Source organism: Cellulomonas sp. H30R-01 (assembly GCF_010119915.1).
Lineage (GTDB): Bacteria > Actinomycetota > Actinomycetes > Actinomycetales > Cellulomonadaceae > Cellulomonas > Cellulomonas algicola.
On the sequence record NZ_CP048210.1, the window covers coordinates 1,733,358 to 1,759,414 of the forward strand.

The window sequence follows — 26,057 nt, forward strand, 5'->3', positions numbered from 1 at the left end:
GGACGGCACGCGGCCGGACCTCGTCGTCCGGCCGTCGCCGATGCTAACCCGCGTCGCGCACCCTTCGAGGACGGTTCGCGCCACCGCTGCCCGAGGGGGTCAGAGCTCGATCGCGTACATCGCCGAGCTGGCGTACACCGTGTACCCCAGGCCGGTGTACAGCCGGTGCGCGCCCGACCGGTTCGCGGTGTCCACGCTGAGCTCGGCGTACTCCATGCCGTCCGCCCGGTAGACCGCCATGACGGCCGCGAGCAGCGCCGACGCGAGCCCGCGACCGCGCCACTCGCGGACCACCCCGAGCAGGTCCGTGTACCCCGCCGAGTGGCCCGTGACCTCCCAGTCGGCCTCGTACCGTCCCGACAGCAGGTAGCCGACGACCTGGTCCTTGCCGTCGAGCGCGACCAGGCTCCACGTCGGCGCGAACATGCTGCGGCCGTGCACCCACTGCGCGGCGTTGCGCGGCTCGCTCCCCCAGTGGTCGGCGAACGCGGCGTTGTGCGCGAGACGCGCACCCTCGTCGTGCTCGGGCGCCCAGGGGACGATCCGCACGCCGTCGGGCGTGGGCGCGTCGGGCAGCGGCGCGTCGAGCGGGCGGCGCATCTCGGCGTAGTAGCGCACGGGCGTCATCCCGGAGCGGGTCAGCAGCCGGGCCGCGTCCTGCGCCTCGTCCGGCACGTACGCCGCGATCCGTGCGGGCAGCTCCTTGCCGCTCGCCGCGAGGACCTGGCGTGCACGGGCGTGCGACCACGCCACGAGCGCGCGGCCGACACCACGCCCGCGCCAGTCCGGGTCGACGCCTCCGCCGACGAACGCCCGCACGACGCGCGTGTCGCCCGGGGGCTGGTCGACCTCGGCCCACGCCCGCGGCACACCGTCGGCGTCCAGGCCGACGAGCGTGTCGCGCGGGATGTCGCGCCACTCGCCGTCGAGCTTCTCGTCGATCTCCTCGGCGACCGTCCGGTACGGCACACCGTCGGCGACCTCCGTGCGGGTCACGAGCGCGCTGACCGCGGGCACGTCGTCGCGTGTGATCGGGCGCCAGGTGAGACCCAGCGACGGGTCGGGCAGCGGGACGTCGACGGGCGCGGCGGCACGCTCGGCGATGGGCGGCAGGGAGGTGGTGGTCACCGTCCCACCCTCGCCGCGCGTCCGGGCCAGGGGCAACCGGAAAATCCGCTCGACGTCCGCGGAGTCGCCGTGACGGCGCCGGTGTCGGTTCCAGGAGCCGGTGGAGCGTCACCGCGGTGTGAGGTCCCCCGACCGTCGTGCGAACCGGACCGGACCGCACCGGCCGGGCCGGGCTCGGCCCGGGCGCGGCGGGACGACGTCAGGCGTCGATGCGCGACCGGTCGAGCGCCTGGGCGCCCGCGACGATGAAGTCCTTGCGCGGCGCGACGTCCGAGCCCATGAGCAGCTCGAAGATCTGCTCGGCCCGCGCGGCGGCCTCGACCGTGACGCGACGCAGCGTGCGGTGACGCGGGTCCATCGTCGTCTCCGCGAGCTGGTCGGCGTCCATCTCACCGAGACCCTTGTACCGCTGGATGTCGTCCTTGTAGCGCTTGCCGCTGCGGTCGAGCCGCTTGAGCGTCGCCGCGAGCTCCGCCTCGGAGTACGTGTACAGGTACCGGTCCTCCGGGTCGGCCTTGCGGCCACCCCCGACGAGCTCGATCCGGTGCAGCGGCGGGACCGCCGCGTAGACGCGCCCCTGCTCGACGAGCGGCCGCATGTAGCGGAAGAACAGCGTGAGCAGCAGCGTGCGGATGTGGGCACCGTCGACGTCGGCGTCCGTCATCATCACGACCTTGCCGTAGCGCGCGGCCTCGAGGTCGAACGTCCGGCCCGAGCCCGCGCCGATCACCTGGATGATCGACGCGCACTCCGTGTTCTTCAGCATGTCCGTGACGGACGCCTTCTGGACGTTGAGGATCTTGCCGCGGATCGGCAGCAGCGCCTGGAAGTCCGAGCTGCGGGCGAGCTTCGCGGTGCCGAGCGCGCTGTCGCCCTCGACGATGAACAGCTCGCTGCGGTCCACGTCGTCGATGCGGCAGTCCGCGAGCTTCGCGGGCAGCGACGACGACTCGAGCGCGTTCTTGCGGCGGGAGATCTCCTTCTGCTTGCGCGCCGACAGCCGCGCGCGCATCTCCCCGACGACCTTGTCGAGCAGCAGCGACGACTGCGCCTTGTGGTCGCGCTTGGGTGACACGAAGATCCCGCCGAGCTCGGTGTCGAGGACCTTCGCGACGATCGCGCGCACCGGCGCGGTGCCCAGGACCTCCTTCGTCTGGCCCTCGAACTGCGGCTCCGCGAGGCGGACCGTCACGACCGCGGTGAGGCCCGCGAGCACGTCCTCCTTCTCGATGCGCTCGGTCGCCGCGTCCTTGGCGCTGATCTTGAGCCGGCGGGCGTTCGCCTCGACGGCCTTGCGGACCGTGCGCAGCAGCCCCGTCTCGAAGCCCGCGAGGTGCGTGCCGCCCTTGGGCGTCGCGATGATGTTGACGAACGACCGGACCTCGGTCTCGTAACCGGTCCCCCAGCGCAGCGCCACGTCGACCTCGCACGTGCGGCTGACCTCCTGCGGGCTCATGTGACCGCGCTCGTCGAGCACCGGCACCGTCTCGGTGAAGGTGCCCGACCCCGTGAGGTGCCAGGTGTCCGTGACGGCCGGGTCCGGCGCCAGGTGGTCGACGAAGTCGACGACGCCACCGCTGTGGAAGAACGTCTCCTCGTGCGGCCCGCTCTCGCCCGGCGTGCCGGGGATGCCGCGCTCGTCGCGCACCGTCAGCGTGAGGCCGGGCACCAGGAAGCTCGTCTGACGCGCGCGCGTCACGAGCTCGTCGTAGGAGAACACGGCGGTCTTCGGGAAGATCTGCCGGTCCGCCCAGTAGCGCACGCGCGTCCCCGTGCGCGCGCGGGGCGTCTTCCCGACGATTGCGAGCTCGGAGCCCGAGACGAACGGCTCGAACGGCGACTCCGGGCTCAGACCCTCGCGGTCGTCGAACACGCCCGGCTCACCCCGGTGGAACGTCATGCGGTGCGTGCGTCCGCCGCGGTCGACCTCGACGTCGAGCCGTGCCGACAGCGCGTTGACGACCGAGGCGCCCACGCCGTGCAGGCCGCCCGACGCGCCGTACGAGCCGCCGCCGAACTTGCCGCCCGCGTGCAGCTTGGTGAACACGACCTCGACACCCGTCAGGCCCGTCTTGGGCTCGACGTCGACGGGGATGCCGCGGCCGTTGTCGCGGACCTCGACCGACGTGTCCGCGTGCAGCACGATGTCGATGCGGTCGCCGTGCCCGGCGAGCGCCTCGTCGACGGAGTTGTCGATGATCTCCCAGAGGCAGTGCATGAGCCCGCGGCTGTCGGTCGTGCCGATGTACATGCCGGGGCGCTTGCGGACGGCCTCCAGGCCCTCGAGCACCGACAGGTGCCGGGCCGTGTAGCCGGACTGCGGGGAAGTCGTCGTCACGGGGGGATGGTAGCCGGGCGGCCTGACAGCACCGGGGAACCTCGCCGCAGCGGACACGGCCGGGACACGGGTCGGACACGGTCCGGACACGATCGCGTCCCGTCCGGGGGAAACGCCGTACGCCGGGAGCGAACCACCCGCTGCCGGTGAGATGGATCCGGGTCCGGGATGGTTGTATGGAGACGTGACAGGGACCATGACCGAGCCGTTGACCGCAGCCGACCGTTGCGACCGCTGCGGTGCCCAGGCCTACGTCCGCGTGGTGCTCCCCGTGGGCGAGCTGCTGTTCTGCGCGCACCACGCGCGTGAGCACGCGCCGAAGTTCGCGGACGTCGCGACGCACGTCCACGACGAGACCGACCGCCTGCTCGCCGAGCACGGCGCCGGCACCGGCGCCGCCCGCTGAGGCACCGCACGACACTCGCACGACGAGGCCCGGACCACCACGGTCCGGGCCTCGTCGCATCCCGGGCGCGTCGTGCGCGCGGCGCTCGAGTCGGCGTCCCTCGCCGCGCAGCTGTCGGGTCGAAACCCGTGCCGTGCGGTGCCTGGTGCAGCCGGCGGTCGTCGCCTCGCCGTCAGGCGAGGATGTCGTGCCACTCCAGGATCCGGTGCGAGCGCACCACGCCGTGCACGACGAACGGGTCCTCGCGGACGAACCGCTCCGCGGCCTCCCGGCTCACCAGCACGCACATCGACCCGTGGCGCTGCGGGTCCTCGAACACGCCGACGGCGAGCAGGTCGCCCCGCTGCGCCGCGGCGTCGACGTGCGCCGAGTGCGCCGGCATGTGCGGCGCCCCCACCGTGAGGACGTCGTCGGCGGGCTCGTAGAACACGACGAAGCGGCTCACCGCTCCCCTCCCTCGGCCACGGTCCCTGCGTGTGCGCGGGTCGCGAGCGCGTCGAGGATCACACCCCACCCTCGGACGAACGCGCCGCCCCGGTAGCCACCGGGCAGCGCGCACGCCACCTCGAGCTGCGCGTCGGTCATGCGCTCCCAGCCGCGGTGCTCGACCGACACGCGCGTGAGCGACGGTGCGAGCGAGCGGAACCTGAGCTCGACCTCCGTCGGCTCGGGCGTGATCGACCACGACATCGTGAACCCGTGCGGCCGGTCCCAGGTGACCATGCGGCCCCACGCGTGCGTGCTGCCGTCGTCCCACGTCTCCACGACGTCCCCGCCCACGCGCGGGTCCACGGTGACGTCGCGCACCCGGTCCGTGCCGATCGAGAAGGGGTCGACGGGCCACCACGCTCCGAGCTCGGTGACGAAGACGTCGAACGTGCGCTCCAGCGGGGCGCGGACGAGAGTCGACTGCCGGACCGGCGGCGGGACGAGGGGCACGACGGGCGCGATCCCGCCCGTGGCGTCACGCGGAGGCACGGTGCGCCTCCCCGTCAGTGGGCGTCCCGGAACCCGCGTCGGCCTCGGCGAGGCGTCGGGCGACGTCGAGCGACGCCGCCCAGGTCTCGTCGAGGAACGCCCGGAGCTCGGCGAGCCCCTGCGGTCGCGCGCGGTAGAAGTTGCGGGTCCCGACGGTGCGGTAGGTGACGAGCCCGGCGTCCGACAGCACGCGCAGGTGCTGGCTGATCGCGCTGCGGGACACGTCGAACGCGTCGGCGAGTCGGCCGACCGGCAGCTCGTCGTGCGCGAGAAGCGAGAGGATCTCCCGGCGGCGCGGCTCGGCGAGCGCGCGCAACGTGTCGTCGGCGGGCGTCATGGTGACCACGGGACGGTCGTCGATCCCTGCATCGTGCACCTCCGGTCAGCGACATGACGGCTTAATCGTCAGCCATCGCTAACCGTTAGTCAAGACTAACCATCTGCTGCCCGTGGGCCGCGGACGCGACCGCACGAACGACGGAGCCCGTCCCCGCCGAGGCGGGGACGGGCTCCGGGCGCGACGCCGAGGCGCCGATCAGTCCAGGTAGTCGCGCAGGACCTGCGAGCGCGACGGGTGGCGCAGCTTCGACATCGTCTTGGACTCGATCTGACGGATGCGCTCACGCGTCACGCCGTAGACCTTGCCGATCTCGTCGAGCGTCTTCGGCTGGCCGTCGGTGAGGCCGAACCGCATCGACACCACGCCGGCCTCGCGCTCGGACAGGGTGTCGAGGACCTGGTGCAGCTGCTCCTGCAGGAGCGTGAAGCTCACCGCGTCGGCGGGCACGACGGCCTCGGAGTCCTCGATGAGGTCACCGAACTCGCTGTCGCCGTCCTCACCGAGGGGCGTGTGCAGCGAGATGGGCTCGCGGCCGTACTTCTGGACCTCGACGACCTTCTCGGGCGTCATGTCGAGCTCCTTGGCCAGCTCCTCCGGCGTGGGCTCGCGGCCCAGGTCCTGGAGCATCTGACGCTGGACGCGCGCGAGCTTGTTGATGACCTCGACCATGTGCACCGGGATGCGGATGGTGCGCGCCTGGTCGGCCATCGCGCGGGTGATGGCCTGGCGGATCCACCACGTCGCGTACGTCGAGAACTTGTAGCCCTTGGTGTAGTCGAACTTCTCGACCGCGCGGATCAGACCGAGGTTCCCCTCCTGGATCAGGTCCAGGAAGAGCATGCCGCGACCGGTGTAACGCTTGGCGAGCGAGACGACGAGCCGCAGGTTGGCCTCGAGCAGGTGGTTCTTGGCACGACGACCGTCGCCCGCGATCCACTCGAGCTCACGACGCAGCTTCGGCTCCATCGTGACGCCGGCGTTCAGGCGCTCCTCCGCGAACAGGCCGGCCTCGATGCGCTTGGCGAGCTCGACCTCCTGCTCCGCGTTCAGCAGCGCGACCTTGCCGATCTGCTTGAGGTAGTCCTTGACCGGGTCGGCCGTCGCGCCTGCGGTGACGACCTGCTGCACCGGCGCGTCGTCGTCGTCGGCGTCCGAGTACACGAAGCCGGCGCTGTCCTCCGACTCCTCCTCGGCCGCGGCCTTCGGCTTCGCCTCGGTCGACTCCTCGTCGTCGCCCTCGGTGGTCTCCGCCGCCTCCTCGGTGTCGTCGGCCGCGACGTCGACGTCCTCGAGCGTCTCGGTCTCGTCGATCTCGACGTCCTCGAGCTCCTCGGCCTCGTCGATCTCCTCGTCGGAGTCGCCGGCCTTCCCGGGCGTGGCGGCCTTGGCGGCCGACGCCTTGCCGGCCGTCTTGGGACCGGTCGACTTCGCCGCGGGCTTGGCCGTGGCCTTGGCGGTGCCGGCAGCCTTCGCGGTCGTCGCCTTCGTGGCGGCGGGGCGGGCGGGCGCGTCGCCGTCGGCCTCGTCACGCGCGACCACGGCCTTGGTGGACGTCCGCGCCTTGGCGCTGGTCGCTGCGACGGCACGCGCGGGAGCGGGGGCCGCGGCGGGCTGCTGCACGCCGATACCCGCGGTGCCGAGGCCACGCATGACGGCCTTCAGACGCTTCGGGTCCTGGACGTCCGCCTGCTCGCAGGCGGAACGCAGCTCCTCGGCGCTGACGGTGCCATGGGTCCGCCCCCGGAGGACCAGCTCCTGGAGGGCGGGGTGCTCGAACTCGCGCGGGAGCGCGGGATGCGGGGTCTGGGACGACACGAATTACCTTTCGGCAGCGAGACACCCGGAGCGGGAGCCGGGAGGTAGACCCATATTGTACCGGCGGAGACCGCGCACGGCGGCTGCGGCGGCAGGTGTGGCGCCCTCGTCGACGCCGGCACACGGGCTGACACCAGTCCAACGGACGAGCGGCCCCACCCATTCCCGCGCAGGGCCGCACGATCTCTCGCGGTCAGCCGCACGGCGGTCACGGAGAGCCGCACGACCGGCGCCGTCCCGGATCGCCGCGGCGCGTGCGCGCGGGCTGCGCAGACCGGACGCGTGGCCGACGACGGCTCGCTCCGGTGGCGCTGCTCGGCTCAGCTCGCGGCGGGCTTCACCGTCAGGACGGGGCACGGCGCGTCGAACAGCACACGCTGCGCGTTGGCGCCGAGGATGAGCTTGCCCACGGGGCTGCGCCGACGCAGCCCGATGACGACCAGCTGCGCGTCGACGTCCTCGGCCGTCCCGATGAGGTCGTCGGCCACGTCGCCCCCGTCCAGCAGCCGCACCTCGTGCGGGATGCCACCGGCCGCGAGCTCCGACTCGACCTGCGCGAGCGCCTGCTCGACCGCGGCGCGCTGCTCGGGCGCCTCGTCGGGGCGTGCGCTGACGACCACGACGACCCTGGAGTCGTTCCGGCGCGCCTCCTCGACCGCCGCCTCGAGGGCTGCCCGGCCCTCGGGGGTCGCCAGGTAACCGACCACGATGCCGCCCATCGGTCCTCCCTCGTCCACAACCGTCGCGCCGTGGCCGTGACGCTACCCGAGGTACGGCCGACGTACGAGGGCACACGCGTCGGACCTGCCCGTTCGCCGCCCTGGGCTCAGGACGCCGACCGCACCCAACCCGGTGGCACGGCCGCCGCGAGCACGTCCGCGAGCAGCACGGCGAGCCGGTGACCGGGGTCGTCGGCGAGCGCGCGCTCGAGCAGGACCGCCGCGCGTGCGCCGTCGCCACGCCACCAGGCGAGCATCGCCAGCAGCGTCAGGGCGGGCGCCTGCCCTCCGGCGCGGCCGTGCGCGACGACCCGCTCGAGCACCCGCTCGTGGACGTCGACGTCGGCCGGCGGACGCATCGCACGCGCCGGGTCCACGAGCGTCGCCACGGCCGCACCGACCGCCGCGTCGACCGCGGGGGCCGGCGACTCCCCCGTCACGCTCCGCTCGGGCAGGTCGCCCGTCCCCGGCAGCATCCCGACGAGCACGGCGTCCCGCACGCGACGGTCGACGAGCCCGGCCTCGACGCGGCCCCACGGCGCGCGCCCGGGGCCGCCGCGCACGCCGCGGGTGTCACCGGCCGACGTCCGCGACGGCGGGCGGACCGAGGCGTCCGCGCCGGCTCCCCGGTCGGCGGCGGCCTGCTCCCCCGCGACCGCCGCACGCCACGCCGCGAGACAGTCCTGCCGCCAGGCGGCGAGCTCGCGCGGCCCCTGGGCGGCCGCCGTCTCGCGTCGCCGCTCCCACCTCCGACGGGTCCGCGCGGCGCCACGGCGGGCGTCCTCGTCGGCGCGCCGGATCCGACCCAGGTCCCCGCGGGAGCCGGCGACGGCCGAGCCCGCCAGCACCATGCGCGCGCTCGTCTGCGTGCTGTCGAGGTCCCGCAGCGGTCGACCGCCGGGCGGGCAGCACGCGTGGTCGGTGCAGTCGAGGGCCAGGTACCCGCTCGCGGTGACGACCCAGACGACCACGTCGCCGAGCGGGACCGCCGAGGCCTCGCGAAACGCCTCGACGGCGCGTCCGGTCGCGTCGGCCGCGTCGGTGCCGTTCGTCCGCGGGTCGTCCTCGACGTACAGCACGAGGACCGCGCGCCGTGCCCCGTCCTGGTCGAGCAGGCCCACGAGGGCGCGGGCGCACCGTCCGCCGTCGTCGGGGTCGGCGAGCTGCTCCAGGTCGACGCGGACCACGAGCCCGACCTGGCCGCGTGGCGGCCGCAGGCTGATGGCGACCGCGCTGTCCTCCGGGCGGAAGCCGAGGCGGTACGGGACGAGGGCCAGCAGCTCGCGTGGCTCGCTGACGCGCAGGGTCGTGGTGTCCATGGCGGCAGCACACCGCAGCGGCGACCCGGCCCGGAGGGTCGTCGACGCGCCCTGTGGGCGGCCGGCCCGAGGAGGGGTCTGTGGACGGCTGGACGCTGGCCGACGCGCGCGGACGGACGAACGGGGCATCGCGCCACCCGGGCACGGCTCACCCGGCCGTCGGGCCACCAGGCCACCGGGTCACCGCATCGACGAGCCCCGGGCCACCGGGCCCACCGGGCCACCGGGCCACCGGGCCACCGGGCGACGACTACCCTGGCGCGGTGCCCCGCCCCTGGACAGCCGCCGTGCTCGCCGCCGCCGTCGCCGGCACGGTCGCCGCGTGCTCCACGAGCGCTCCCGCGACGGTCGACCCGACGGACTCGCCCACGCGAGCGCTGACCGCCGCGCCCGCACCGAGCGAGACCCTGCTGCCGGACGACGAGGCGACCGCGTCGGCGGTCGGACGGCTCGCCGACGGCTTCCCGTCCGCGCTCCTCCCGGTGCCCGCCGGCGCCGAGGTGCTGGTGTCGTCGGTGCACCCCGTCGACGGTTCCGACCTGCTCGACGTCAGCCTCAACCTCCGCACCGAGCAGGACGCCGCAGGGCTGCTCGACGCGCTGCGCGGACCGCTCGTCGCCGCCGGTTTCAGCGAGTCGTCGCCGCCTGCCCCCGAGCCCGGGCTCGCCGCGCAGTCGACGTTCTCGCGCGGTGACGGCAGCGAGCTCCTGGTCGTCGGGATCCTCGACCGGGACGGCGTCCGCACGCTCACGCTCGGCGGACAGGTGCGCCCGACGACCGCCTAGGCTGCGGGGCATGACCGCCACCCCCGCGCTCGTCGACCTCGAGGACGTCCGCCCCCAGGTCGACGCGCTGCTCGCGGGGCACGTCGCCCGCCTGACCACGGAGCTCGGCGCGCTGGGCGACGACACCGCACCCCTCGTGACGGCCGTGACCCGCATGCTCTCGGGCGGCAAGCGGCTGCGCGCGGCGTTCTGCTGGTGGTCGTGGCGTGCGCACGGCGGGGAGCCCGGGACGGCCGAGGCCGCCGCGGTGCTGCGGGTCGGGGCCGCGCTCGAGCTGTTCCAGGCCGCGGCGCTCTTCCACGACGACGTCATGGACGACTCGGACACGCGTCGCGGCATGCCGTCGGCGCACCGCGCGTTCGAGCGGCTGCACGCCGAGCAGGGCCTGCTGGGCGACGCCGTCCGGTTCGGGGCGTCGGCGGCGATCCTCCTCGGCGACCTCGCGCTCGTCGCGAGCGAGCAGGAGTTCGCCGGCGCGCTCGCCGGCGCTCCTGCGAGCCGGGCGACGGCCGCGCGCGAGGTCTTCGACCTCATGCGGACCGAGGTGACCGTGGGGCAGTACCTGGACGTCCTCGCGCAGGCGATGCCCTGGGGCGCGGACCCCGACGCCGACGAGGCGCGCGCACGGCGCGTCATCCAGGCGAAGGCCGCGCGCTACAGCGTCGAGCACCCGATCGTGGTCGGCGCGGCGCTCGCCGACGCGGACGGGCCGGCCCTGGCCGCGTGCCGCGCGATCGGGCTCCCGCTGGGCGAGGCGTTCCAGCTGCGCGACGACCTGCTCGGCGTGTTCGGCGACCCGTCGACGACGGGCAAGCCTGCGGGCGACGACCTGCGCGAGGGCAAGAGGACCGTCCTGGTCGCGCGCGCCGTGCGCCTGGCGCGCGAGCGCGGGGACGAGGCGACCGTGTCGCTGCTCCGCGACCACATCGGCGACCGTGCGATGCCGGACGACGTCGTGACGCGCCTCGCCGACGCGATCGCCTCGACGGGTGCGGTCGAGGAGGTCGAGCGCACGATCGAGGACCTGGCCGGGCGCGCGTTCGCGATCATGGCCGCACGCGCGTGGCCGGAGCCGGCGGCGTCACGCCTCGCGGAGGTCGCGCACGCCGCGGTGGACCGCCGGGCCTGACGGCACCGACCGGGTCGAGGGCTGCGACGACCGCGGCCGCGACGTCCGCGTCAGAGCTCGGCCTGGGCCCGTCGGCGCACCTCGGTCTTGCGGCCCGCACGCAGCGCCTCGACGGGCGTGCCCGGCAGCGAGTCGTCGGGCGTGAAGAGCCACGCGATCGCGTCCTCGTCCGAGAACCCGGCGTCCGCCAGGACCGTCAGCGTGCCCTGGAGCGAGGCGAGGACGGTCCACGCGTCGTCCGGGCGGGGCGTCGTGGGCTGCGCGGGGTTCGCGAGGTGCCCGGGGACGAGGAACGCGGCGGGGACGGACAGCACGCGAGGGTCACCGCGGCGCGCGCCGACGAGGCGACGTTCCTGGAGCAGGCGCCGCACCTTGCCGGCGTCGAGTCCGGTGCGCTCGGCCACGTCGGGCACGGTGAGCCACTCGTCGACGAGGCGGTCGAGGGCGTCGGATGCGTCGTTCACCCGTCAAGAGTACGCATCGTCGAATGACAGCCGCGCAATTCGCCCAGCCGCCTTTCCCTGCCTGGACCGCTCGGCTACCGTCGATTTCTGTCACTTGTTTCACACCAGCACCACGAGTCACTCCTGACTCGTCTGAGGGGGCCGTCATGACGCCGCTCGCCACGTCCCGCGCCGACGGCCTGCGCCGCACCGCGACCGCCACGGGTGCCACGCTCGCGGTGGCCGCCGTCGCCGTGACCGCCACCGGCACCGCCGCGCACGCCGACGAGCAGGTCACGGTCCGCTCCGGCGACACCGTGAGCCACATCGCGGCCCGGTACGGCTCGACCGTGACGGCGGTCCGCCAGGCGAACGGCCTCGACGCGCGCGGGTTCATCCGCGTCGGTCAGGTGCTCACGATCCCGACCGGGTCGTCCGGGGTGCGCGTCGCCCCGGCCGCGACCACCGCACCGACGCCGGCTGCCGCGACGTACACCGTCCGCAACGGCGACACCGTGAGCCACATCGCGAGCCGCCACGGCACCACGGTCGCAGCGATCGTCTCCGCGAACGGTCTGGACGCACGCGCTTTCATCCGGGCCGGCCAGACCCTCACCATCCCCGGGGCCGCCGGCGCGGGCAGCGCCGCCGCCGCGACGCCCGCCGTCGCCGCCGCCCCCGCGTCCGCGACGCACACCGTCGCCGGCGGCGAGACGGTCTCCGCGATCGCCAGCCGCTACGGCACGACGGTGTCCGCGGTCGTGGCCGCGAACGGCCTCGACGCGCGCGCGTTCATCCGCATCGGCCAGACGCTCACCATCCCGGGGGTCGCCCCGGCAGCGGCGACGAGCGTCGGCTCGACGTTCGCGGGCCGGTCGTACCCGGCCGCGACGGTCTCCGCCGCCAACGCCAACCTCGCCGCGCTGCGCGCGTCCGCCGTGCCGTCGAAGGCCGACATGCGCGCCAAGATCACCGCGACGGCGCGCGCGTACGGCGTCGACCCGGCACTCGCGCTCGCCGTCGCGTTCCAGGAGTCCGGCTTCAACCACGCCGTCGTCTCCCCCGCGAACGCCATCGGCACCATGCAGGTCATCCCCTCGTCCGGGAAGTGGGCGTCGGACCTCGTCGGGCGGCCGCTCGACCTGCTGAACCCCGACGACAACGTCGTCGCGGGCGTCGCGATCCTGCGCTCGCTCGTGCGCAACGCGCCCGACCTGCCGACCGCGATCGCCGGGTACTACCAGGGCGCCTCGTCCGTGAAGCGCAACGGCATGTTCACCGACACCAAGCAGTACGTCGCCAACGTGCAGTCGCACATGACGCGCTTCGCCTGAGGGGCCCTGCCTGCGACGATCCGGGCACGCCCGACCGTAGACTCCTGCGCGTGGGAGCCACCGTCACCGATCCGCTCGTCGGCCGCCTGGTCGACGGCCGGTACGAGATCGTCTCCCGGATCGCGCGCGGCGGGATGGCGACCGTCTACCTGGCCGTCGACCGGCGCCTCGACCGCGACGTCGCCCTCAAGGTCATGCACCCGCACCTCGCGGAGGGCACCTCGGGCGCGGACTTCGTCGCACGGTTCCGTCGCGAGGCCCGGACCGCCGCGCGCCTCACGCACCCCGGGCTGGTCGGGGTCTTCGACCAGGGGCTCGACGGGGAGACCAGCTACCTCACGATGGAGTACGTCGACGGCTCCAACCTGCGCCGGCGGATCGCCGAGCAGGGCGCGCTGACCGTCGGCGAGACGCTGCGCGTCACCGAGGCCGTGCTCGACGCGCTCGCCGCGGCGCACCGCGTCGGCCTCGTCCACCGGGACATCAAGCCCGAGAACGTGCTGCTGGCGAGCGACGACCGGGTCAAGCTGGCCGACTTCGGTCTGGCGCGCGCGGTCACCGAGGTCACGTCGACCACGACGGGCACCGTGCTCGGCACGGTCGCCTACCTCGCGCCCGAGCTCGTGGTGCGCGGTGCGAGCGACGCCCGCACCGACGTCTACGCGTGCGGCATCCTCCTGTACGAGATGCTCGTCGGCGCCCAGCCGTTCACGGGCGAGACGCCGATCCAGGTCGCGTTCCAGCACGTGAACAACGACATCCCGGCGCCGTCCGACGCGGTGGCGTGGCTCCCCGCCGAGGTCGACGAGCTCGTCGGCGCGCTCGCGGCGCGGTCCCCCGACGACCGCCCGCTCGACGCGGCCGCCGCCCTGACGCTCGTGCGGCGCACGCGGGCGTCCCTCGACGCCGCGACGCTCGCCCGACGTGCCGACGTCGCACCCTCCATCGCCCTGCCCGCCGCGACCGACCCCGACGAGACGGACCTCGACGCCGAGGCGCAGGCCACGGACGACGTCCCGACCGACGAGACGACACGCCTCCCGGTCCCGCGCCCGAGCGGTGCGACGGTCGCCCTGCCGATCGGCCTGGGTGCCGCCCCGCCGTCCGCGCCGGTGCGCGTCGTCGACGCCGCGCCGCCCCCGCGCCGCCGCCGCGTCCGCGTCCTCGCGATGCTCCTCGTGCTGCTCCTCGCGCTCGGCGGGCTGGGCACGTGGTGGTACCTGCGGGTCGGCCCGGGCGCGTGGACGACGGTCCCGTCCGTGCTCCAGGTGACCGAGGACGAGGCGAAGGCGGCCCTCGACGACGCCGGGCTCGACGCCAGCCGGGTCGAGGCGTTCGACCCCACGGCCCCCGTCGGGACCGTGGTCGCGAGCGACCCCGCGGTCGGCGAGCGCGTGCGCAAGGAGGGAGTCGTCGAGCTCACGGTCTCCAAGGGGCCCGACTACGTGAACGTGCCGCAGGGCGTCGTGAACGAGCTCCAGGCGAACGCCGAGAAGACGCTCGCCGACGCCGGCCTGGAGGCGACCTACCCGCCCGCCGAGTACCACGACACCGTCCCGAACGGCGTCGTGATCAGCGCGACGCTGCCCGACGGCTCGCCGGCCGACCCGGGCGTCCGCAGCACGCGCGGGACCGAGGTCGCGCTCGTCGTCTCGAAGGGCCCCGCGCCCGTCACCGTCGTGAGCGTGGTGAACGAGCCGCTCGACGCGGCGACGGCGACGCTCGACGGGCTCGGCCTCAAGGTCGCGACGAACGAGGCGTTCAGCGACACGGTCGAGGCGGGGCACGTCATCTCGCAGGACCCGGCGGACAAGACGGTGCTGCACCGCGGCGACACGGTGACGCTCACGGTGTCCAAGGGGCCCGAGCTGATCGAGATCCCGAAGCTCATCGGGCTCCAGTACGACAAGGCGGCCGAACAGCTGGTCGCGCTGGGTATGGAGCCGAAGCGCAGCAACGTGCTGGGCGGCATCTTCGGCACCGTCCGTGACCAGAGCGTCGCGGGCGGGCAGAAGGTGGCGAAGGGAACGGTCATCACACTGACCGTCGTCTGACCTTCGCGACGCTCGCAGCAGTCGCGAGAAGGCCCTCACCGGGCAGCACCGGTGAGGGCCTTCTCGCGTGATCGGGGCGGCCTCAGGCCTTGCGGAGCAGCTCCACGACCTGGAACGCCATCTCGAGCGACTGCTGGTGGTTGAGCCGCGGGTCGACGAGCGTCTCGTAGCGGAGGGCGAGACCCTCGTCGTCGATCTCCTCCGAGCCGCCGAGCACCTCGGTGACGTCGCCACCGGTGAGCTCGATGTGCAGGCCGCCCGGCACGGTGCCGAGCGCGCGGTGCACCTCGAAGAAGCCCGCGACCTCGTCCATGACGTCCGAGAACCGGCGCGTCTTGTAGCCGGTCGCCGACGTGATGCCGTTGCCGTGCATCGGGTCGCACACCCACGTGACGGGTCGTCCGTCGGCCGTCACCTTCTCGACGAGCGCGGGCAGGAGGTCGCGGACCTTGCCGGCGCCCATGCGCGTGATGAACGTGATCCGGCCGGGCTCGCCGCTCGGGTTCAGCCGGTCGATGAGCGCGAGCGCGTCGTCGCCCGTCGACGTGGGCCCGAGCTTGATGCCGATCGGGTTCTGCACGCGCGAGAAGTAGTCGACGTGGGCGCCGTCGAGCTGACGCGTGCGCTCCCCGATCCACAGGAAGTGGGCCGAGCAGTCGTACGGCAGACCCGTGCGCGAGTCGATGCGCGTGAGCGGCCGCTCGTAGTCGAGCAGCAGCCCCTCGTGCGACGAGAAGAAGTCCACGGTCCGCAGGGCGTCGAAGTCGGCGCCGCACGCTGCCATGAACCGGATCGCACGGTCGATCTCGGCGGCGATCTCCTCGTAGCGCGAGTACGCCGGGTTCGTCGTGAACCCGCGGTTCCACTCGTGCACGCGCAGCAACGACGCGAAGCCGCCCGTCGTGAACGCGCGGATGAGGTTCAGCGTCGACGCGGACGTGTGGTACGCCTCGAGCAGGCGCTGCGGGTCGGGGACGCGGGCCTCGGACGTGAAGTCGAAGCCGTTGATGATGTCCCCGCGGAACGCCGGCAGCGTCACGCCGTCGCGCGTCTCGGAGTCCGAGCTGCGCGGCTTCGCGTACTGCCCCGCCATCCGGCCCATCTTGATGACGGGCAGGCTCGCGCCGTACGTCAGCACGACGGCCATCTGGAGGATCGTCTTGATCTTGTTCCGGATGTTGTCGGCCGTCGCCTCGGCGAACGTCTCCGCGCAGTCCCCGCCCTGGAGCAGGAACGCCTCACCGCGGCCCGCGGCGGCGAGCTGGCCGCGCAGCGCGTCCGCCTCCCCCGCGAACACGAGCGGCGGCAGCGCGGCGAGCCGCGACGACACCTTCTCGAGCGACGCCCGGTCCGGCCACCGCGGCTGCTGACCCGCGGGCAGCTCCCGCCAGGCGTCCAGCCCGGCGAGGACCTGCGGGTCCGGCTCGACGCTCATGAGTGGCTCGCCGCGACGAGCGGCTGGCCGATGTCCGCCAGCAGCTCGCCGAACCAGGGCTGCGACACGTCGAACGCCTTGCCGCCCGCGATGCGGGGGAACTCGATCGCGCGCAGGACGTCGCCCTGCTCCTCGTCGTGACCGATCACGCCCGACTCGCCCCGCAGCGCGCACTCGACGGCGAGGTCGGTCATCGACTTGATGAGGCGCAGGTCCTCGGCGTTCGCGGCCGCGGCGCGCGAGTAGTAGCCGGACTTCTGGACCATCGTCTTCTCGGCGCCCAGCTTCTCCGCGAACTGCTTCGCGAACCACTGGCCCGGGTTGATGGTGTCGAGCTTGACGTGACCGAACGGGTCGCGCTCGGGGGGCGTGCCGGCCGCCGTGAGCTGCTCGACGATCTCGTGCATGCCCGCACCCTCCGACAGGAAGATGTTGACGTTGCCCTGCTCGTCCATGACCTTCTTGAGGCGCTCGGCCTCGGCGTCGATGTCGAGCGCGAGCTCGGGCACGAAGACGGCGTGGATGTCCCAGCGCTCGCGCGTGAGGCCGATGCCCGGGACCCACTCCTGCTGGTCGAGCCACTTGCGGTACTCGGCGGCCGCGGCGGCGGTCAGCCAGCCGCAGTGCCGGCCCATGACCTCGTGCACGATGAGCATGCGCGGGCCCGAGCGGTGCTCGCCGATGACGTTCGCGGCGAACCCGGCGGCCTCCTCGGCCGCGGTCCACGCGCCGAGCGACTGGCGGATCGGCACCACGTCGTTGTCGATCGTCTTGGGCAGGCCCACGACGGTGAGGCCGTAGCCGTTGTCCGCGAGGTAGGCGGCCAGGTCGGCGGCGGTCGTGTTGGTGTCGTCGCCACCGATCGTGTGCAGCACGTCGACGCCGTCGGCCTTGAGCTGCTCCGCCGCGACCTGCAGCGGGTCCTGACCCTCCTGCACCAGACCACGCTTGACGCAGTCCTTGGCGTTGGTCAGCTTGACGCGCGAGTTGCCGATCGGCGAGCCGCCGAAGCGGTGCAGGATGCCGGCCTTCTTGCGGGTCTCCGCGTCGATCACGATCTTGTCGCCGCGCAGCAGGCCGTAGTACCCGTGCTCGTAGGCGATGATCTCGACGTCCGGCGCGATCTCGGTGTAACGCTCGATGAGGCCACCGACGGCGGACGACAGGCACGGAGCGAAGCCACCTGCGGTCAGGAGGGCGACGCGACGAACCGACATGAGACACACCTCTCGTAGATGAGCACGGCGGACGCGCTGCGGCGTTCCCGCCCTGACGTGCCGGACCCGGTCTCCCGTCGGGGGACGTCGGGCCGTGCACGGTCGGTCGAGACCGACGGGCTCATCCTACTGACGCGCGGACCCGTCCTCGGGTGGGACCGGAACCTGGACCTCCGGGACCGGGCGGCCGCCCGGCGCCGACGGCAGGTGGTCCTGCGCGTCGCCCGTCGCAGCCGGGTGACCGGTGGCGATGCGCGCCTTCTGCGTCGCCGCGTACACGTCGACGTACTCCTGGCCGGACAGGCTCATGATCGCGTACATGATCTCGTCGGTGACCGACCGCAGGATGAAGCGGTCGTTCTCCATCCCCTGGTAGCGGCTGAAGTCGAGCGGCTCGCCGATGACGACGCCGATGCGCATGACCTTGGGGATCTTGCGCCCGAGCGGCTGCGCGATCTCCGTGCCGACCATCGCGACCGGGATCACGGGGGCGCCGGACTCGAGCGCGAGCCGCGCGACACCCGTCTTGCCGCGGTACAGGCGGCCGTCCGGGCTCCGCGTGCCCTCGGGGTAGATGCCGAACAGGTCGCCCTCGCGCAGCCGCCGCAGGCCGGTGTTGAGCGCCGCCTCGCTGGCCTTGCCGCCGCCGCGGTCCACCGGGATCGTCCCGACGCCGCGCATGAACCCCGCGGTCATCCGGCCCTTGATGCCGCGACCCGTGAAGTACTCCTGCTTGCCGATGAAGACGAGCTCGCGGTCGAGCACGAGCGGCAGGAAGAACGAGTCGATCACCGCGAGGTGGTTGCTCGCGAGGATCGCGGCTCCGCGCGCGGGGACGTGCTGCGCACCCCGCACCCACGGGCGGTACACGAGGTGCAGCAACGGGCCCACGAACACCCGCTTCATCAACCAGTAGAACAACAGCCCACCTCTCAGCCGACTCACCGGCACGTTCCGGCCCGCCCACGGGCTCCCGACGGACCGGCCCGCGCGGCTCGGGACGACGCCCCTGACCGATCGACCGGCGCAGGGCGTCCCCGACCGCTGCGTCCGACTCTAGAGTGCTCTCATGGCTGCACGCCCCGACGACCCCGACGACGCGGTCCCCCCTCCGGGGTCCGACGCGCCGGGACCGGCCGACGACGCGCACGCCGAGACCGACGACGAACGCTGGGACGCGATCGTCGCACAGCTCGGCGACCTCGCCGGCTACACGGGCGAGGACGACGACGACCAGGACCCGCCCGGCCGAGCCGCCGCGCCGGCCGACCCCACGCCGGACGCGACCGCGTGGACGTCGGACGCGCGCGTCGTGCGCGCCGCACGCGACACCTCGGGCCGCGACTGGTCGGGCACCGACCAGATCGACGACGCCGAGCAGGCCGTCGACGCCGAGGAGCACTTCGTGCCGCCCGACCCGGGCCCCGTGCTCGGCGGGGACCCGCTGCTGACCATGGCGTGGATCGCCGCCGCGGGCATGCCGCTGTTCCTGCTGGCCGTGGTGCTGTTCTGGCGCGACGCGCCCAGCGCGATCGTGCAGGCCGCGGCCGCGGTCTTCGTCATCGGCGTCGCGGTGCTGGTCTGGCGCATGCCGCACCGGCGCGACCCGGAGGACGACGACACGGGCGCCGTCGTCTGACCTCGCCTGCGCCGACCGACGGCGACGGGCCCGGGACGGCCCTTCGGCGTCAGCGCGCGACGTCAGGCGTGCCGACGTCGCGCGACGCGCCCGACGTCAGAGGCGTGCGAGGTCCGCCGCGCCGACCATGCCGGCGTCGTTGCCCATCGCTGCCGCGACGAACGACGCCTCGGGACGGTGCCCGCGCGCCGAGAGCTGCTCCCCGAAGCCGCGGCGGGCCGGTCCGAGCAGCAGCTCACCGGCCGCCACGACACCGCCGCCGACGACGATGAGCGCAGGGTCGAGCAGCGCCGTGGCCGACGCCGCACCCTCCCCGAGCCAGCGACCGAGCTCCGCGAGCAGCTCGATCGACAGCGGGTCGCCCTCCTCGGCGGCCTGGGTGATCTGCGGGCCCACGATCTTCTCGGCGTCGCCCGCGAGCTGCAGGAGCCGCTCGGCGCGCTCGGGCTCGCGCAGCACCGCGGCCTGGGCGTCGCGGACGAGCGCGCTGCCCGACGCGTACTGCTCCCAGCAGCCCTCGTGACCGCAGCCGCAGTAGTGACCACCCGGCACGACCCTCATGTGCCCGACCTCCGACGCGACACCCCACGCGCCGCGCACGAGCTCGCCGTTCGAGACGATCGCGCCGCCGAGGCCCGTGCCGACCGTGAGCAGGAGCATGTCGTCGACGTCGCGCGCCGCACCGAACCGGAACTCGGCCCAGCCGGCGGCGTTGGCGTCGTTCTCGACCACGATGGTGAGGTCGTCGTCGATGAGCGCCTTGACCTTGTCCCGGAGCGGGTAGTCGCGCCACGCGATGTTCGGCGCGAACAGCACGCCCGAGCGGTCGGCGGCGACGAAGCCGGCCGCGGCCAGGCCCATGGCCCCGACCTCGTAGGAGCCCGACAGCTCGCGGTAGACCTGGGCGATCGCGCGGTCGATGCCCGCGACGTCGTCCGGGGACGTCTCGACGCGCGTCTGCGCGAGGATCACGCCCTCCTCGTCCACGACGCCTGCCGCGATCTTCGTCCCGCCGATGTCCACACCGATGGCGTGCATGTCCGTGAGTGCTCCTACGCGTCAGTGCCTGGGATCTGCGACCGAGAGGTCCGCGGCACCACGCTAGCGGCCCGCGGACCCGACACGTGCGCCGATCGTCCTGCTGGTCCCGCGGTACGCGACACGTTCGGGCGACGATGTGGCCCTTGTCACGTCACGTATCCTCGTCGCACACTTCGCCACTGCCACTGGAGCCAGAATGGACGAGTTCCACACTCCCCTGCTCGTCGAGGTCGATCCCGAGCACAATCTCAACGACCTCTTCGCCGCGCGCGTCCGCGACACCCCGGACCGCGTCCTCGTCGAGCACAAGTCACAGGCCGGCGGCCCGTGGATCCCGCTGACCGCGCGGGAGTTCGACGCGGAGGTCGTCGCCGTCGCGAAGGGCCTCGTCGCACGCGGGGTGCAGCCCGGCGACCGCGTCGGGATCATGTCGCGCACGCGGTACGAGTGGTCGCTCGTCGACTGGGCGGCCTGGCGTGCGGGGGCCGTGCCGGTCCCGCTGTACGAGACGTCGTCGGCCGAGCAGGTCGAGTGGATCCTCACCGACTCCGACGTCACGCTCCTCGTGGTCGAGACGCGCGACCACCTCGCGGTCGTCGACGAGGTCCGGCCCGCGACCCGCCTGCGCGACGTGCTCGTCCTCGACGACGGTGCCGTGGACGACCTCGTCGCCGCCGGGGCGGACGTGCCGGACGAGGAGATCGCGCGCCGCCGGTCGATCGCGTCGCTGGGGGACGTCGCGACGATCATCTACACGTCGGGCACCACCGGGCGCCCGAAGGGCGTGGAGCTGACGCACGGCAACTTCTACGAGCTCACCGTGAACACGGTCGCCGGGCTCCAGGAGGTCGTCGCGGGCGACGGCGCCCGCACGCTGCTGTTCATGCCGCTCGCGCACGTCTTCGCGCGCTTCATCGAGGTGCTGTGCATCCCGGCGGGTGCGGTGCTCGGCCACACGCCCGACACGCGGACCCTCGTCGAGGACCTGGGCTCGTTCCGCCCGACGTTCATCCTGTCCGTGCCGCGCGTGTTCGAGAAGGTCTACAACTCGGCCGAGCAGAAGGCCGCCGCGGGCGGCAAGGGCCCCATCTTCCAGCGTGCCGCGAAGACCGCGATCGTCTACTCGCGTGCGCTGGACAACCCCAAGGGCCCGAGCCCGTGGCTCAGGCTGCAGCACAAGGTCGCCGACGTCCTCGTGCTGCACAAGCTGCGCGCCGCGCTCGGCGGGCAGGCCGAGTGGGCGATCTCCGGCGGAGCGCCCCTGGGCGAGCGCCTCGGGCACTTCTACCGCGGCGTGGGCCTCAAGGTCCTCGAGGGCTACGGACTGACCGAGACGACGGCGCCCGCGACGGTCAACCGTCCGGGGAAGACGAAGATCGGCACGGTCGGTCTGCCGCTGCCCGGCACGGCGATCCGGATCGCCGCCGACGGCGAGGTCGAGATCAAGGGCATCCAGGTCTTCACGGGCTACCACGCCAACGAGCAGGCGACGCGGGAGTCGCTCGGCGACGGCTGGTTCCGCACGGGCGACCTGGGCGCGCTCGACGACGACGGCTTCCTCACGATCACCGGCCGCAAGAAGGAGATCATCGTCACCGCGGGCGGGAAGAACGTCGCGCCGACGATCCTCGAGGACCGCCTGCGCGCGCACCCGCTGATCAGCCAGGTCGTCGTCGTCGGCGACCAGCGGCCGTTCATCGGGGCGCTCATCACGCTCGACCCCGAGGGCGTGCCGGGCTGGCTCGCCGCGCACGGCAAGCCGGCCATGAGCCTCGAGGAGGCCCGCACCGACCCGGACGTGCTCGCGTCGCTCGACAAGGCCGTCGCGAAGACGAACCGGGCGGTCTCGCGGGCCGAGTCGATCCGCAAGTACCGCATCCTCGACCGCGACCTGACGCTGGCCGACGGCTACCTCACGCCGAAGCTCAGCATCCGCCGTGCGGTCGTCATGAAGGACTTCGCAGCCGACGTCGAGGCGCTGTACAGCGACGACCGGGAGTAGCGGGCGAGGTCACCCGGCCTCCACCAGCCGCAGGGGCGGGACGAGCCCCGACGCCGCCAGCACGCCGATCGCGTGCCGTTCCGCGGCGTCGAGCTCGACCGCCCCTGCGGTGCGTCCGCCCGCCGGCACGACCGCCGCCCGGCGGACGGGGATCGTGAGGAACGTGACGACGCAGTCGGCGCAGTCCCTGCCGCGGACCGCGCAGGAGTCGCAGTCGATGATCATGCGGCGGACGCTACGGACGACGTCCGACACTCCCCCGCGTCGCGCGTCGGGTCACAGGTGCTGGAGGCGAGCCAGCAGCGTCGTCGACGGCACGACCCACGCGCCCCGGGCCTCGACGTCGCGCGCGACCGCCTGGTCGCTCGTCACGACCACGAGGACGCGTCCCGGCGGCTCGGCGGCCACCAGCCGGCGGATGAGGTCGTCGGCGATCTCCCCGACCGAGAACAGCACACGGACCCCGCGCGCCTGGACCGTCGGGGGCGCCTGGCCCGGCTGGCCGTCGAAGCAGCACGTCACCTCCGCCCCCGTGCCCGCCGCGACGCGCGCGAGGCCCTCCACGAGCCGTCGGCGCTGGTCCGTGAGCGTCAGCTCCCCGTACCCGGTCTTCGTGACGTTGTAGCCGTCGACGAGCACGTGCGCCCACGGCTGCCGCAGCAGCTCGTCCAGCAGCGCCGGGTCGTCGGCCGACCGGCCGCGCGACCCCGTCCGCGGCGCGGGGCGGGTCTGGTCGGGCGCGACGAGGTCCGCGGGCAGGTCCGCCGCGGGCGGCAGCGCGAGCTCGTGCCGCAGGCCGGTCGCGGCGTCGACGATGGTGTCGAGCAGGAGGCGGACGCGGGCGTCGGCGAGCTTGCGCGCGGAGCGCAGCTCGGCCCGGGCGGCCGTGCGCTCCGCCTGGGCCGCTCGCAGGTCGTCGGCGGCCGCCCGCGCGTCGTCCGCCGCCCCCGCGCGCGCCTCCTCGGCGCGTGCCAGCGCGGCCGCAGCCTCGTCGGCCTGACGACGCCCCTCGCTGCGCGCCCGGTCCGCGTCCGAGCGGAGCCGACGCAGCTCGCGCTGCAGGGCGGCGAGCGCGTCCCGGGCGTCGGCGGCCTCACGGCGCGCGCCGGTCAGGTCGTCGCGCAGCCGCTCGACCTCGGCCTCGCTGCGGCCGAGCCGCTCCGTGAGCCGCGCGACCTCCTGCGACGGCCGCGCGTCGGTGGTCGGCAGGAACGACCTCCAGTCGTGCCCGAGCAGCCACGCGCCGACCGCGGCGGACGTGCCGGGGGACGCGCCAACCGCACCCGCGGCACCCGCACCGTCGTCGGTGTCGTCGGTGTCGTCGGTGTCGTCGGCGGCGTCGGTGCCGGTGCCGCCGGCGAGGGCACGTGCGAGGTCCGGGTGGTCCGTCGCCCACGCACGCGCCACCCGGGCCCGGAAGCCGTCGTCCTGGAGGGCCAACCACAGCGGCCCTGCACCCGCCGACGCGCGGCGCCGGGGCGCGAACTGACGGACCGCCCGCAGCGTCGTCGGCACGTCGGGGCCGTCGAGTGCGCCGAGCACCTCGGCCGCGACCTGCACGAGGGCCGCCCGCACGTCCGCCGGCACCTCGCCGGTGCGCAGGTCCTGCGCTCGCGCCGGCGGCTCCTCAGGTGCTCCGGCGCCGCTCATGGCAGCACCCTAGGTCCCGGGCGACCTCGCCTCGACCGCCGCTCGTCCGACGCGCCGCACCGACCACGGGGTGCGTCGGGCTGTCGGAGGGCCTGGGTACGGTCCGTCGCATGTCGCCCGACCGCCGTCTGCGCCCCGTCTGGGCCGACGCGTCCCCGGCGCCCGGCGCGGCACCGGTGCAGCTCACGCTCGACGACGTCGGCACCCCGTTGTCGGACGTCACGTTCGTCGTCGTCGACCTCGAGACGACGGGCGGCACGCCCGCGGACTGCGAGATCACCGAGATCGGCGCGGTCAAGGTCCGCGGCGGCGAGGTGCTCGGCGAGTTCCAGACGCTCGTCGACCCCGGCGGACCCGTGCCGCCGTACATCCAGGTCCTCACCGGCATCACGACCGCGATGCTCGTGGGCGCCCCGCGGATCGAGACCGTGCTGCCGAGCTTCCTCGAGTTCGCGCGGGACTCCGTGCTGGTCGCGCACAACGCCCCCTTCGACATCGGCTTCCTCAAGGCCGCCGCGGCCCGGACGGGCCACGCGTGGCCCGGGAACAAGGTCCTCGACACCGTGCGGCTCGCCCGGCGGGCGGTCACGCGCGACGAGGTTCCCAACCACAAGCTGTCGTCGCTCGCCGCGCTGTTCGGCGCGAGCGTGACCCCGAACCACCGGGCGCTGTCCGACGCGCGCGCCACGGTCGACGTCCTGCACGCGCTCCTCGGCCGCCTCGGTCCGCTGGGCGTCACGCACCTCGAGGACCTCGCCACCGCGACCGACCCGGTGCCCGCGGACGTGCGTCGCAAGCGCACGCTCGCCGACGGCCTGCCCGACGCACCCGGCGTCTACCTGTTCCGCGGCCCGCACGAGGAGGTCCTGTACGTCGGGACCTCGACGACGTCGCTGCGCACCCGGGTCCGCAGCTACTTCACGTCCGCCGAGAAGCGGCAGCGCATCACCGAGATGGTGCGCATCGCGCACCGCGTCGACCCCGTCGTGTGCGCGACGCCGCTCGAGGCTCGCGTCCGCGAGCTGCGCCTCATCGCCGAGCACTCACCGCGGTACAACCGCCGCTCACGCTTCCCCGAGCGCATGCCGTGGGTACGGCTCACGAGCGAGCCGTACCCACGGCTGTCGGTGGTGCGCGACGTCCGCGACGAGGACGGCGCCGCGTACATCGGGCCGTTCTCGTCGAGCGCCTCCGCGCAGCTCGCGCTCGACGCGCTGCACGAGTCCTTCCCGGTCCGCCAGTGCACCCGCCGCCTGCCCCTCGTCGCGCCCGCCGGCGCGACGGCGTGCGTGCTCGCCGAGCTCGGGCGCTGCGGTGCGCCGTGCCTCGGTCAGCAGTCCGTCGACGCGTACGCCGCCGTCGTCGAGCGCGTCCGCACAGCCATGGCGTCCGACCCGAGCGAGGTCGTCGCCGCGCACGCCGAGCGCATCACCTGGCTCGTCCGCCAGGAGCGCTTCGAGGAGGCCGCGACCGTACGCGACCGCCTCGCGGCGTACCTGCGCGGCGCCTCGCGGGCGCAGCGCGTCGCACCGCTGTCCCGCTGCCCCGAGCTGGTCGCCGCACGACGCACCGACGACGGCGGCTGGGAGCTCGTCCTCGTCCGGCACGGACGGCTCGCGGGGACCGCACGCGTCGACCGGCGCACCGACCCGCGACCCGTCGTCACCGCGCTGCAGGCCAGCGGTGAGCACGTCGCCGCGCCGCCGTCGCCCGCCCCCGCCGCGCACCCCGAGGAGACCGACCTCCTGCTCGCCTGGCTCGACAAGCCCGGCGTCCGGCTCGTCGAGGTCGTCGGCGGGTGGTCGATGCCCGCGCGCAGCGCCGTCGCCGTCGTCGACCCGGCCGCGGCCGTCGCCGACGCCGCGCGGCACGTGCAGGTCGACCCCGCCGGTGCCCAGGGCGGCGGCACGACGCACCGGCCGCACCTGTCGCTCGTCGCCCCCGCGCCCAGCACGGCATGATGGGCGACATGCTGACCGCCATCGTGCTCATCGACGCCGACGCCGCGAAGGTCCCCGAGGTCGCCACCGCCATCGCCGACCTCCGCGGGGTCAGCGAGGTCTACTCCGTCACCGGCGACGTCGACCTCATCGCCGTCGTGCGGGTCCGCGAGCACGAGGCGCTCGCCGACGTCATCGCCGACAAGGTCGGCAAGGTCGACGGTGTCGTCCGGACGCAGACCTACATCGCGTTCCGCACGTACAGCCAGCACGACCTCGAGACCGCGTTCGCCCTCGGCCTCGAGGACTGACCGCACCGGCGTTGGCGCACGCGTCCCCTCCGCC

At 74.0% G+C, this 26,057-nt stretch carries 24 protein-coding genes; 9 read left to right on the plus strand and 15 right to left on the minus strand.

Annotated features, from left to right (window positions below; genetic code table 11):
• Positions 1 to 99 precede the first annotated feature (99 nt).
• The gene (locus tag GXP71_RS07650; RefSeq protein ID WP_162352170.1) at positions 100 to 1,128 is read right to left on the minus strand and encodes a GNAT family N-acetyltransferase; all 1,029 of its coding nucleotides are present in this window, start codon (positions 1,126 to 1,128) and stop codon (positions 100 to 102) included.
• A 199-nt stretch (positions 1,129 to 1,327) separates the two neighbouring features.
• Positions 1,328 to 3,466: a type IIA DNA topoisomerase subunit B gene (locus tag GXP71_RS07655; protein ID WP_162352171.1), complete on the minus strand. Its 2,139-nt coding sequence runs from the start codon at positions 3,464 to 3,466 to the stop codon at positions 1,328 to 1,330.
• A 196-nt stretch (positions 3,467 to 3,662) separates the two neighbouring features.
• Between GXP71_RS07655 and GXP71_RS07660 the strand changes: the two genes are divergently transcribed.
• Positions 3,663 to 3,872, plus strand: coding sequence for a hypothetical protein (locus tag GXP71_RS07660; RefSeq protein WP_225916503.1), 210 nt, complete (start codon positions 3,663 to 3,665; stop codon positions 3,870 to 3,872).
• 172 nt (positions 3,873 to 4,044) lie between these two features.
• Here the strand turns inward: GXP71_RS07660 and GXP71_RS07665 are convergent, their stop codons facing one another.
• From GXP71_RS07665 to GXP71_RS07690, 6 genes are all read right to left on the minus strand, one after another.
• Entirely contained in the window at positions 4,045 to 4,317 is a 273-nt protein-coding gene (locus GXP71_RS07665; protein ID WP_162352173.1) for a YciI family protein, read from the minus strand.
• Entirely contained in the window at positions 4,314 to 4,850 is a 537-nt protein-coding gene (locus GXP71_RS07670) for an SRPBCC domain-containing protein (protein ID WP_238402680.1), read from the minus strand. The genes GXP71_RS07665 and GXP71_RS07670 overlap by 4 nt, the downstream gene beginning before the upstream one ends.
• Entirely contained in the window at positions 4,837 to 5,187 is a 351-nt protein-coding gene (locus tag GXP71_RS07675) for a helix-turn-helix transcriptional regulator (RefSeq protein ID WP_162352174.1), read from the minus strand. The genes GXP71_RS07670 and GXP71_RS07675 overlap by 14 nt, the downstream gene beginning before the upstream one ends.
• Before the next feature lie 198 nt (positions 5,188 to 5,385).
• A complete protein-coding gene (locus tag GXP71_RS07680) occupies positions 5,386 to 7,005 on the minus strand; it encodes an RNA polymerase sigma factor (RefSeq protein WP_162352175.1) in 1,620 nt (539 codons plus the stop codon).
• A 320-nt stretch (positions 7,006 to 7,325) separates the two neighbouring features.
• Positions 7,326 to 7,724, minus strand: coding sequence for a universal stress protein (locus GXP71_RS07685; protein WP_162352176.1), 399 nt, complete (start codon positions 7,722 to 7,724; stop codon positions 7,326 to 7,328).
• A 107-nt stretch (positions 7,725 to 7,831) separates the two neighbouring features.
• A complete protein-coding gene (locus GXP71_RS07690) occupies positions 7,832 to 9,043 on the minus strand; it encodes a DUF4192 domain-containing protein (protein ID WP_162352177.1) in 1,212 nt (403 codons plus the stop codon).
• A gap of 263 nt (positions 9,044 to 9,306) precedes the next feature.
• Here GXP71_RS07690 and GXP71_RS07695 point away from each other — a divergent pair, with 263 nt between their 5' ends.
• Together GXP71_RS07695 and GXP71_RS07700 are read left to right on the plus strand one after the other, a co-directional pair.
• Positions 9,307 to 9,828, plus strand: coding sequence for a hypothetical protein (locus GXP71_RS07695; protein WP_202924343.1), 522 nt, complete (start codon positions 9,307 to 9,309; stop codon positions 9,826 to 9,828).
• A gap of 10 nt (positions 9,829 to 9,838) precedes the next feature.
• Positions 9,839 to 10,957, plus strand: a complete 1,119-nt coding sequence (locus tag GXP71_RS07700; protein WP_162352178.1) for a polyprenyl synthetase family protein — start codon at positions 9,839 to 9,841, stop codon at positions 10,955 to 10,957.
• Positions 10,958 to 11,007: 50 nt separating this feature from the next.
• Here GXP71_RS07700 and GXP71_RS07705 read toward each other — a convergent pair whose 3' ends face one another.
• The gene (locus tag GXP71_RS07705; RefSeq protein WP_162352179.1) at positions 11,008 to 11,421 is read right to left on the minus strand and encodes an Rv2175c family DNA-binding protein; all 414 of its coding nucleotides are present in this window, start codon (positions 11,419 to 11,421) and stop codon (positions 11,008 to 11,010) included.
• 146 nt (positions 11,422 to 11,567) lie between these two features.
• Here GXP71_RS07705 and GXP71_RS07710 point away from each other — a divergent pair, with 146 nt between their 5' ends.
• Both GXP71_RS07710 and pknB read left to right on the plus strand, forming a co-directional pair.
• Positions 11,568 to 12,734, plus strand: a complete 1,167-nt coding sequence (locus GXP71_RS07710; protein WP_162352180.1) for a LysM peptidoglycan-binding domain-containing protein — start codon at positions 11,568 to 11,570, stop codon at positions 12,732 to 12,734.
• Between the two features lie 50 nt (positions 12,735 to 12,784).
• The gene (gene pknB / locus GXP71_RS07715) at positions 12,785 to 14,788 is read left to right on the plus strand and encodes a Stk1 family PASTA domain-containing Ser/Thr kinase (RefSeq protein WP_162352181.1); all 2,004 of its coding nucleotides are present in this window, start codon (positions 12,785 to 12,787) and stop codon (positions 14,786 to 14,788) included.
• A gap of 82 nt (positions 14,789 to 14,870) precedes the next feature.
• On the opposite strand, the gene GXP71_RS07720 is transcribed toward pknB, so the two are convergent.
• The 3 genes from GXP71_RS07720 to GXP71_RS07730 form a co-directional block, all read right to left on the minus strand.
• Complete coding sequence (locus tag GXP71_RS07720; protein ID WP_162352182.1) at positions 14,871 to 16,223, minus strand: class II 3-deoxy-7-phosphoheptulonate synthase; 1,353 nt, start codon at positions 16,221 to 16,223, stop codon at positions 14,871 to 14,873.
• Positions 16,220 to 17,440, minus strand: coding sequence for a pyrophosphate--fructose-6-phosphate 1-phosphotransferase (locus tag GXP71_RS07725; protein WP_162352183.1), 1,221 nt, complete (start codon positions 17,438 to 17,440; stop codon positions 16,220 to 16,222). The genes GXP71_RS07720 and GXP71_RS07725 overlap by 4 nt, the downstream gene beginning before the upstream one ends.
• A 126-nt stretch (positions 17,441 to 17,566) precedes the next feature.
• Entirely contained in the window at positions 17,567 to 18,346 is a 780-nt protein-coding gene (locus GXP71_RS07730; protein WP_162354257.1) for a 1-acyl-sn-glycerol-3-phosphate acyltransferase, read from the minus strand.
• Positions 18,347 to 18,509: 163 nt separating this feature from the next.
• Between GXP71_RS07730 and GXP71_RS07735 the strand changes: the two genes are divergently transcribed.
• Positions 18,510 to 19,079, plus strand: a complete 570-nt coding sequence (locus GXP71_RS07735; RefSeq protein WP_162352184.1) for a hypothetical protein — start codon at positions 18,510 to 18,512, stop codon at positions 19,077 to 19,079.
• A gap of 96 nt (positions 19,080 to 19,175) precedes the next feature.
• Here GXP71_RS07735 and GXP71_RS07740 read toward each other — a convergent pair whose 3' ends face one another.
• The gene (locus GXP71_RS07740; protein WP_162352185.1) at positions 19,176 to 20,117 is read right to left on the minus strand and encodes an ROK family glucokinase; all 942 of its coding nucleotides are present in this window, start codon (positions 20,115 to 20,117) and stop codon (positions 19,176 to 19,178) included.
• A gap of 199 nt (positions 20,118 to 20,316) precedes the next feature.
• Here GXP71_RS07740 and GXP71_RS07745 point away from each other — a divergent pair, with 199 nt between their 5' ends.
• Positions 20,317 to 22,122 (plus strand): long-chain fatty acid--CoA ligase, encoded by a 1,806-nt coding sequence (locus tag GXP71_RS07745; RefSeq protein ID WP_162352186.1) that lies wholly within the window; start codon positions 20,317 to 20,319, stop codon positions 22,120 to 22,122.
• Between the two features lie 9 nt (positions 22,123 to 22,131).
• On the opposite strand, the gene GXP71_RS07750 is transcribed toward GXP71_RS07745, so the two are convergent.
• Positions 22,132 to 22,347, minus strand: a complete 216-nt coding sequence (locus GXP71_RS07750; protein WP_162352187.1) for a hypothetical protein — start codon at positions 22,345 to 22,347, stop codon at positions 22,132 to 22,134.
• A 51-nt stretch (positions 22,348 to 22,398) separates the two neighbouring features.
• On the minus strand, positions 22,399 to 23,772 hold the full coding sequence (locus GXP71_RS07755) for an NYN domain-containing protein (RefSeq protein WP_162352188.1): 1,374 nt from the start codon (positions 23,770 to 23,772) through the stop codon (positions 22,399 to 22,401).
• Between the two features lie 110 nt (positions 23,773 to 23,882).
• On the opposite strand from GXP71_RS07755, the gene GXP71_RS07760 reads away from it, so the two are divergent.
• The gene (locus tag GXP71_RS07760; protein ID WP_162352189.1) at positions 23,883 to 25,733 is read left to right on the plus strand and encodes a DEDD exonuclease domain-containing protein; all 1,851 of its coding nucleotides are present in this window, start codon (positions 23,883 to 23,885) and stop codon (positions 25,731 to 25,733) included.
• Positions 25,734 to 25,741: 8 nt separating this feature from the next.
• Positions 25,742 to 26,023 (plus strand): Lrp/AsnC family transcriptional regulator, encoded by a 282-nt coding sequence (locus GXP71_RS07765; RefSeq protein WP_124342498.1) that lies wholly within the window; start codon positions 25,742 to 25,744, stop codon positions 26,021 to 26,023.
• Positions 26,024 to 26,057: the final 34 nt, after the last annotated feature.

What these genes read in the sequence shown, in the direction of transcription:
- GXP71_RS07660 (WP_225916503.1), top strand. Translation starts at nt 3,663, where the DNA reads ATGACCGAGCCGTTGACCGCAGCCGACCGTTGCGACCGCTGCGGTGCC.
- GXP71_RS07675 (WP_162352174.1), bottom strand. Translation starts at nt 5,187, where the DNA reads ATGACGCCCGCCGACGACACGTTGCGCGCGCTCGCCGAGCCGCGCCGC.
- GXP71_RS07685 (WP_162352176.1), bottom strand. Translation starts at nt 7,724, where the DNA reads ATGGGCGGCATCGTGGTCGGTTACCTGGCGACCCCCGAGGGCCGGGCA.
- GXP71_RS07690 (WP_162352177.1), bottom strand. Translation starts at nt 9,043, where the DNA reads ATGGACACCACGACCCTGCGCGTCAGCGAGCCACGCGAGCTGCTGGCC.
- GXP71_RS07700 (WP_162352178.1), top strand. Translation starts at nt 9,839, where the DNA reads ATGACCGCCACCCCCGCGCTCGTCGACCTCGAGGACGTCCGCCCCCAG.
- GXP71_RS07710 (WP_162352180.1), top strand. Translation starts at nt 11,568, where the DNA reads ATGACGCCGCTCGCCACGTCCCGCGCCGACGGCCTGCGCCGCACCGCG.
- GXP71_RS07720 (WP_162352182.1), bottom strand. Translation starts at nt 16,223, where the DNA reads ATGAGCGTCGAGCCGGACCCGCAGGTCCTCGCCGGGCTGGACGCCTGG.
- GXP71_RS07725 (WP_162352183.1), bottom strand. Translation starts at nt 17,440, where the DNA reads ATGTCGGTTCGTCGCGTCGCCCTCCTGACCGCAGGTGGCTTCGCTCCG.
- GXP71_RS07730 (WP_162354257.1), bottom strand. Translation starts at nt 18,346, where the DNA reads ATGAAGCGGGTGTTCGTGGGCCCGTTGCTGCACCTCGTGTACCGCCCG.
- GXP71_RS07735 (WP_162352184.1), top strand. Translation starts at nt 18,510, where the DNA reads ATGGCTGCACGCCCCGACGACCCCGACGACGCGGTCCCCCCTCCGGGG.
- GXP71_RS07740 (WP_162352185.1), bottom strand. Translation starts at nt 20,117, where the DNA reads ATGCACGCCATCGGTGTGGACATCGGCGGGACGAAGATCGCGGCAGGC.
- GXP71_RS07745 (WP_162352186.1), top strand. Translation starts at nt 20,317, where the DNA reads ATGGACGAGTTCCACACTCCCCTGCTCGTCGAGGTCGATCCCGAGCAC.
- GXP71_RS07750 (WP_162352187.1), bottom strand. Translation starts at nt 22,347, where the DNA reads ATGATCATCGACTGCGACTCCTGCGCGGTCCGCGGCAGGGACTGCGCC.
- GXP71_RS07755 (WP_162352188.1), bottom strand. Translation starts at nt 23,772, where the DNA reads ATGAGCGGCGCCGGAGCACCTGAGGAGCCGCCGGCGCGAGCGCAGGAC.
- GXP71_RS07760 (WP_162352189.1), top strand. Translation starts at nt 23,883, where the DNA reads ATGTCGCCCGACCGCCGTCTGCGCCCCGTCTGGGCCGACGCGTCCCCG.
- GXP71_RS07765 (WP_124342498.1), top strand. Translation starts at nt 25,742, where the DNA reads ATGCTGACCGCCATCGTGCTCATCGACGCCGACGCCGCGAAGGTCCCC.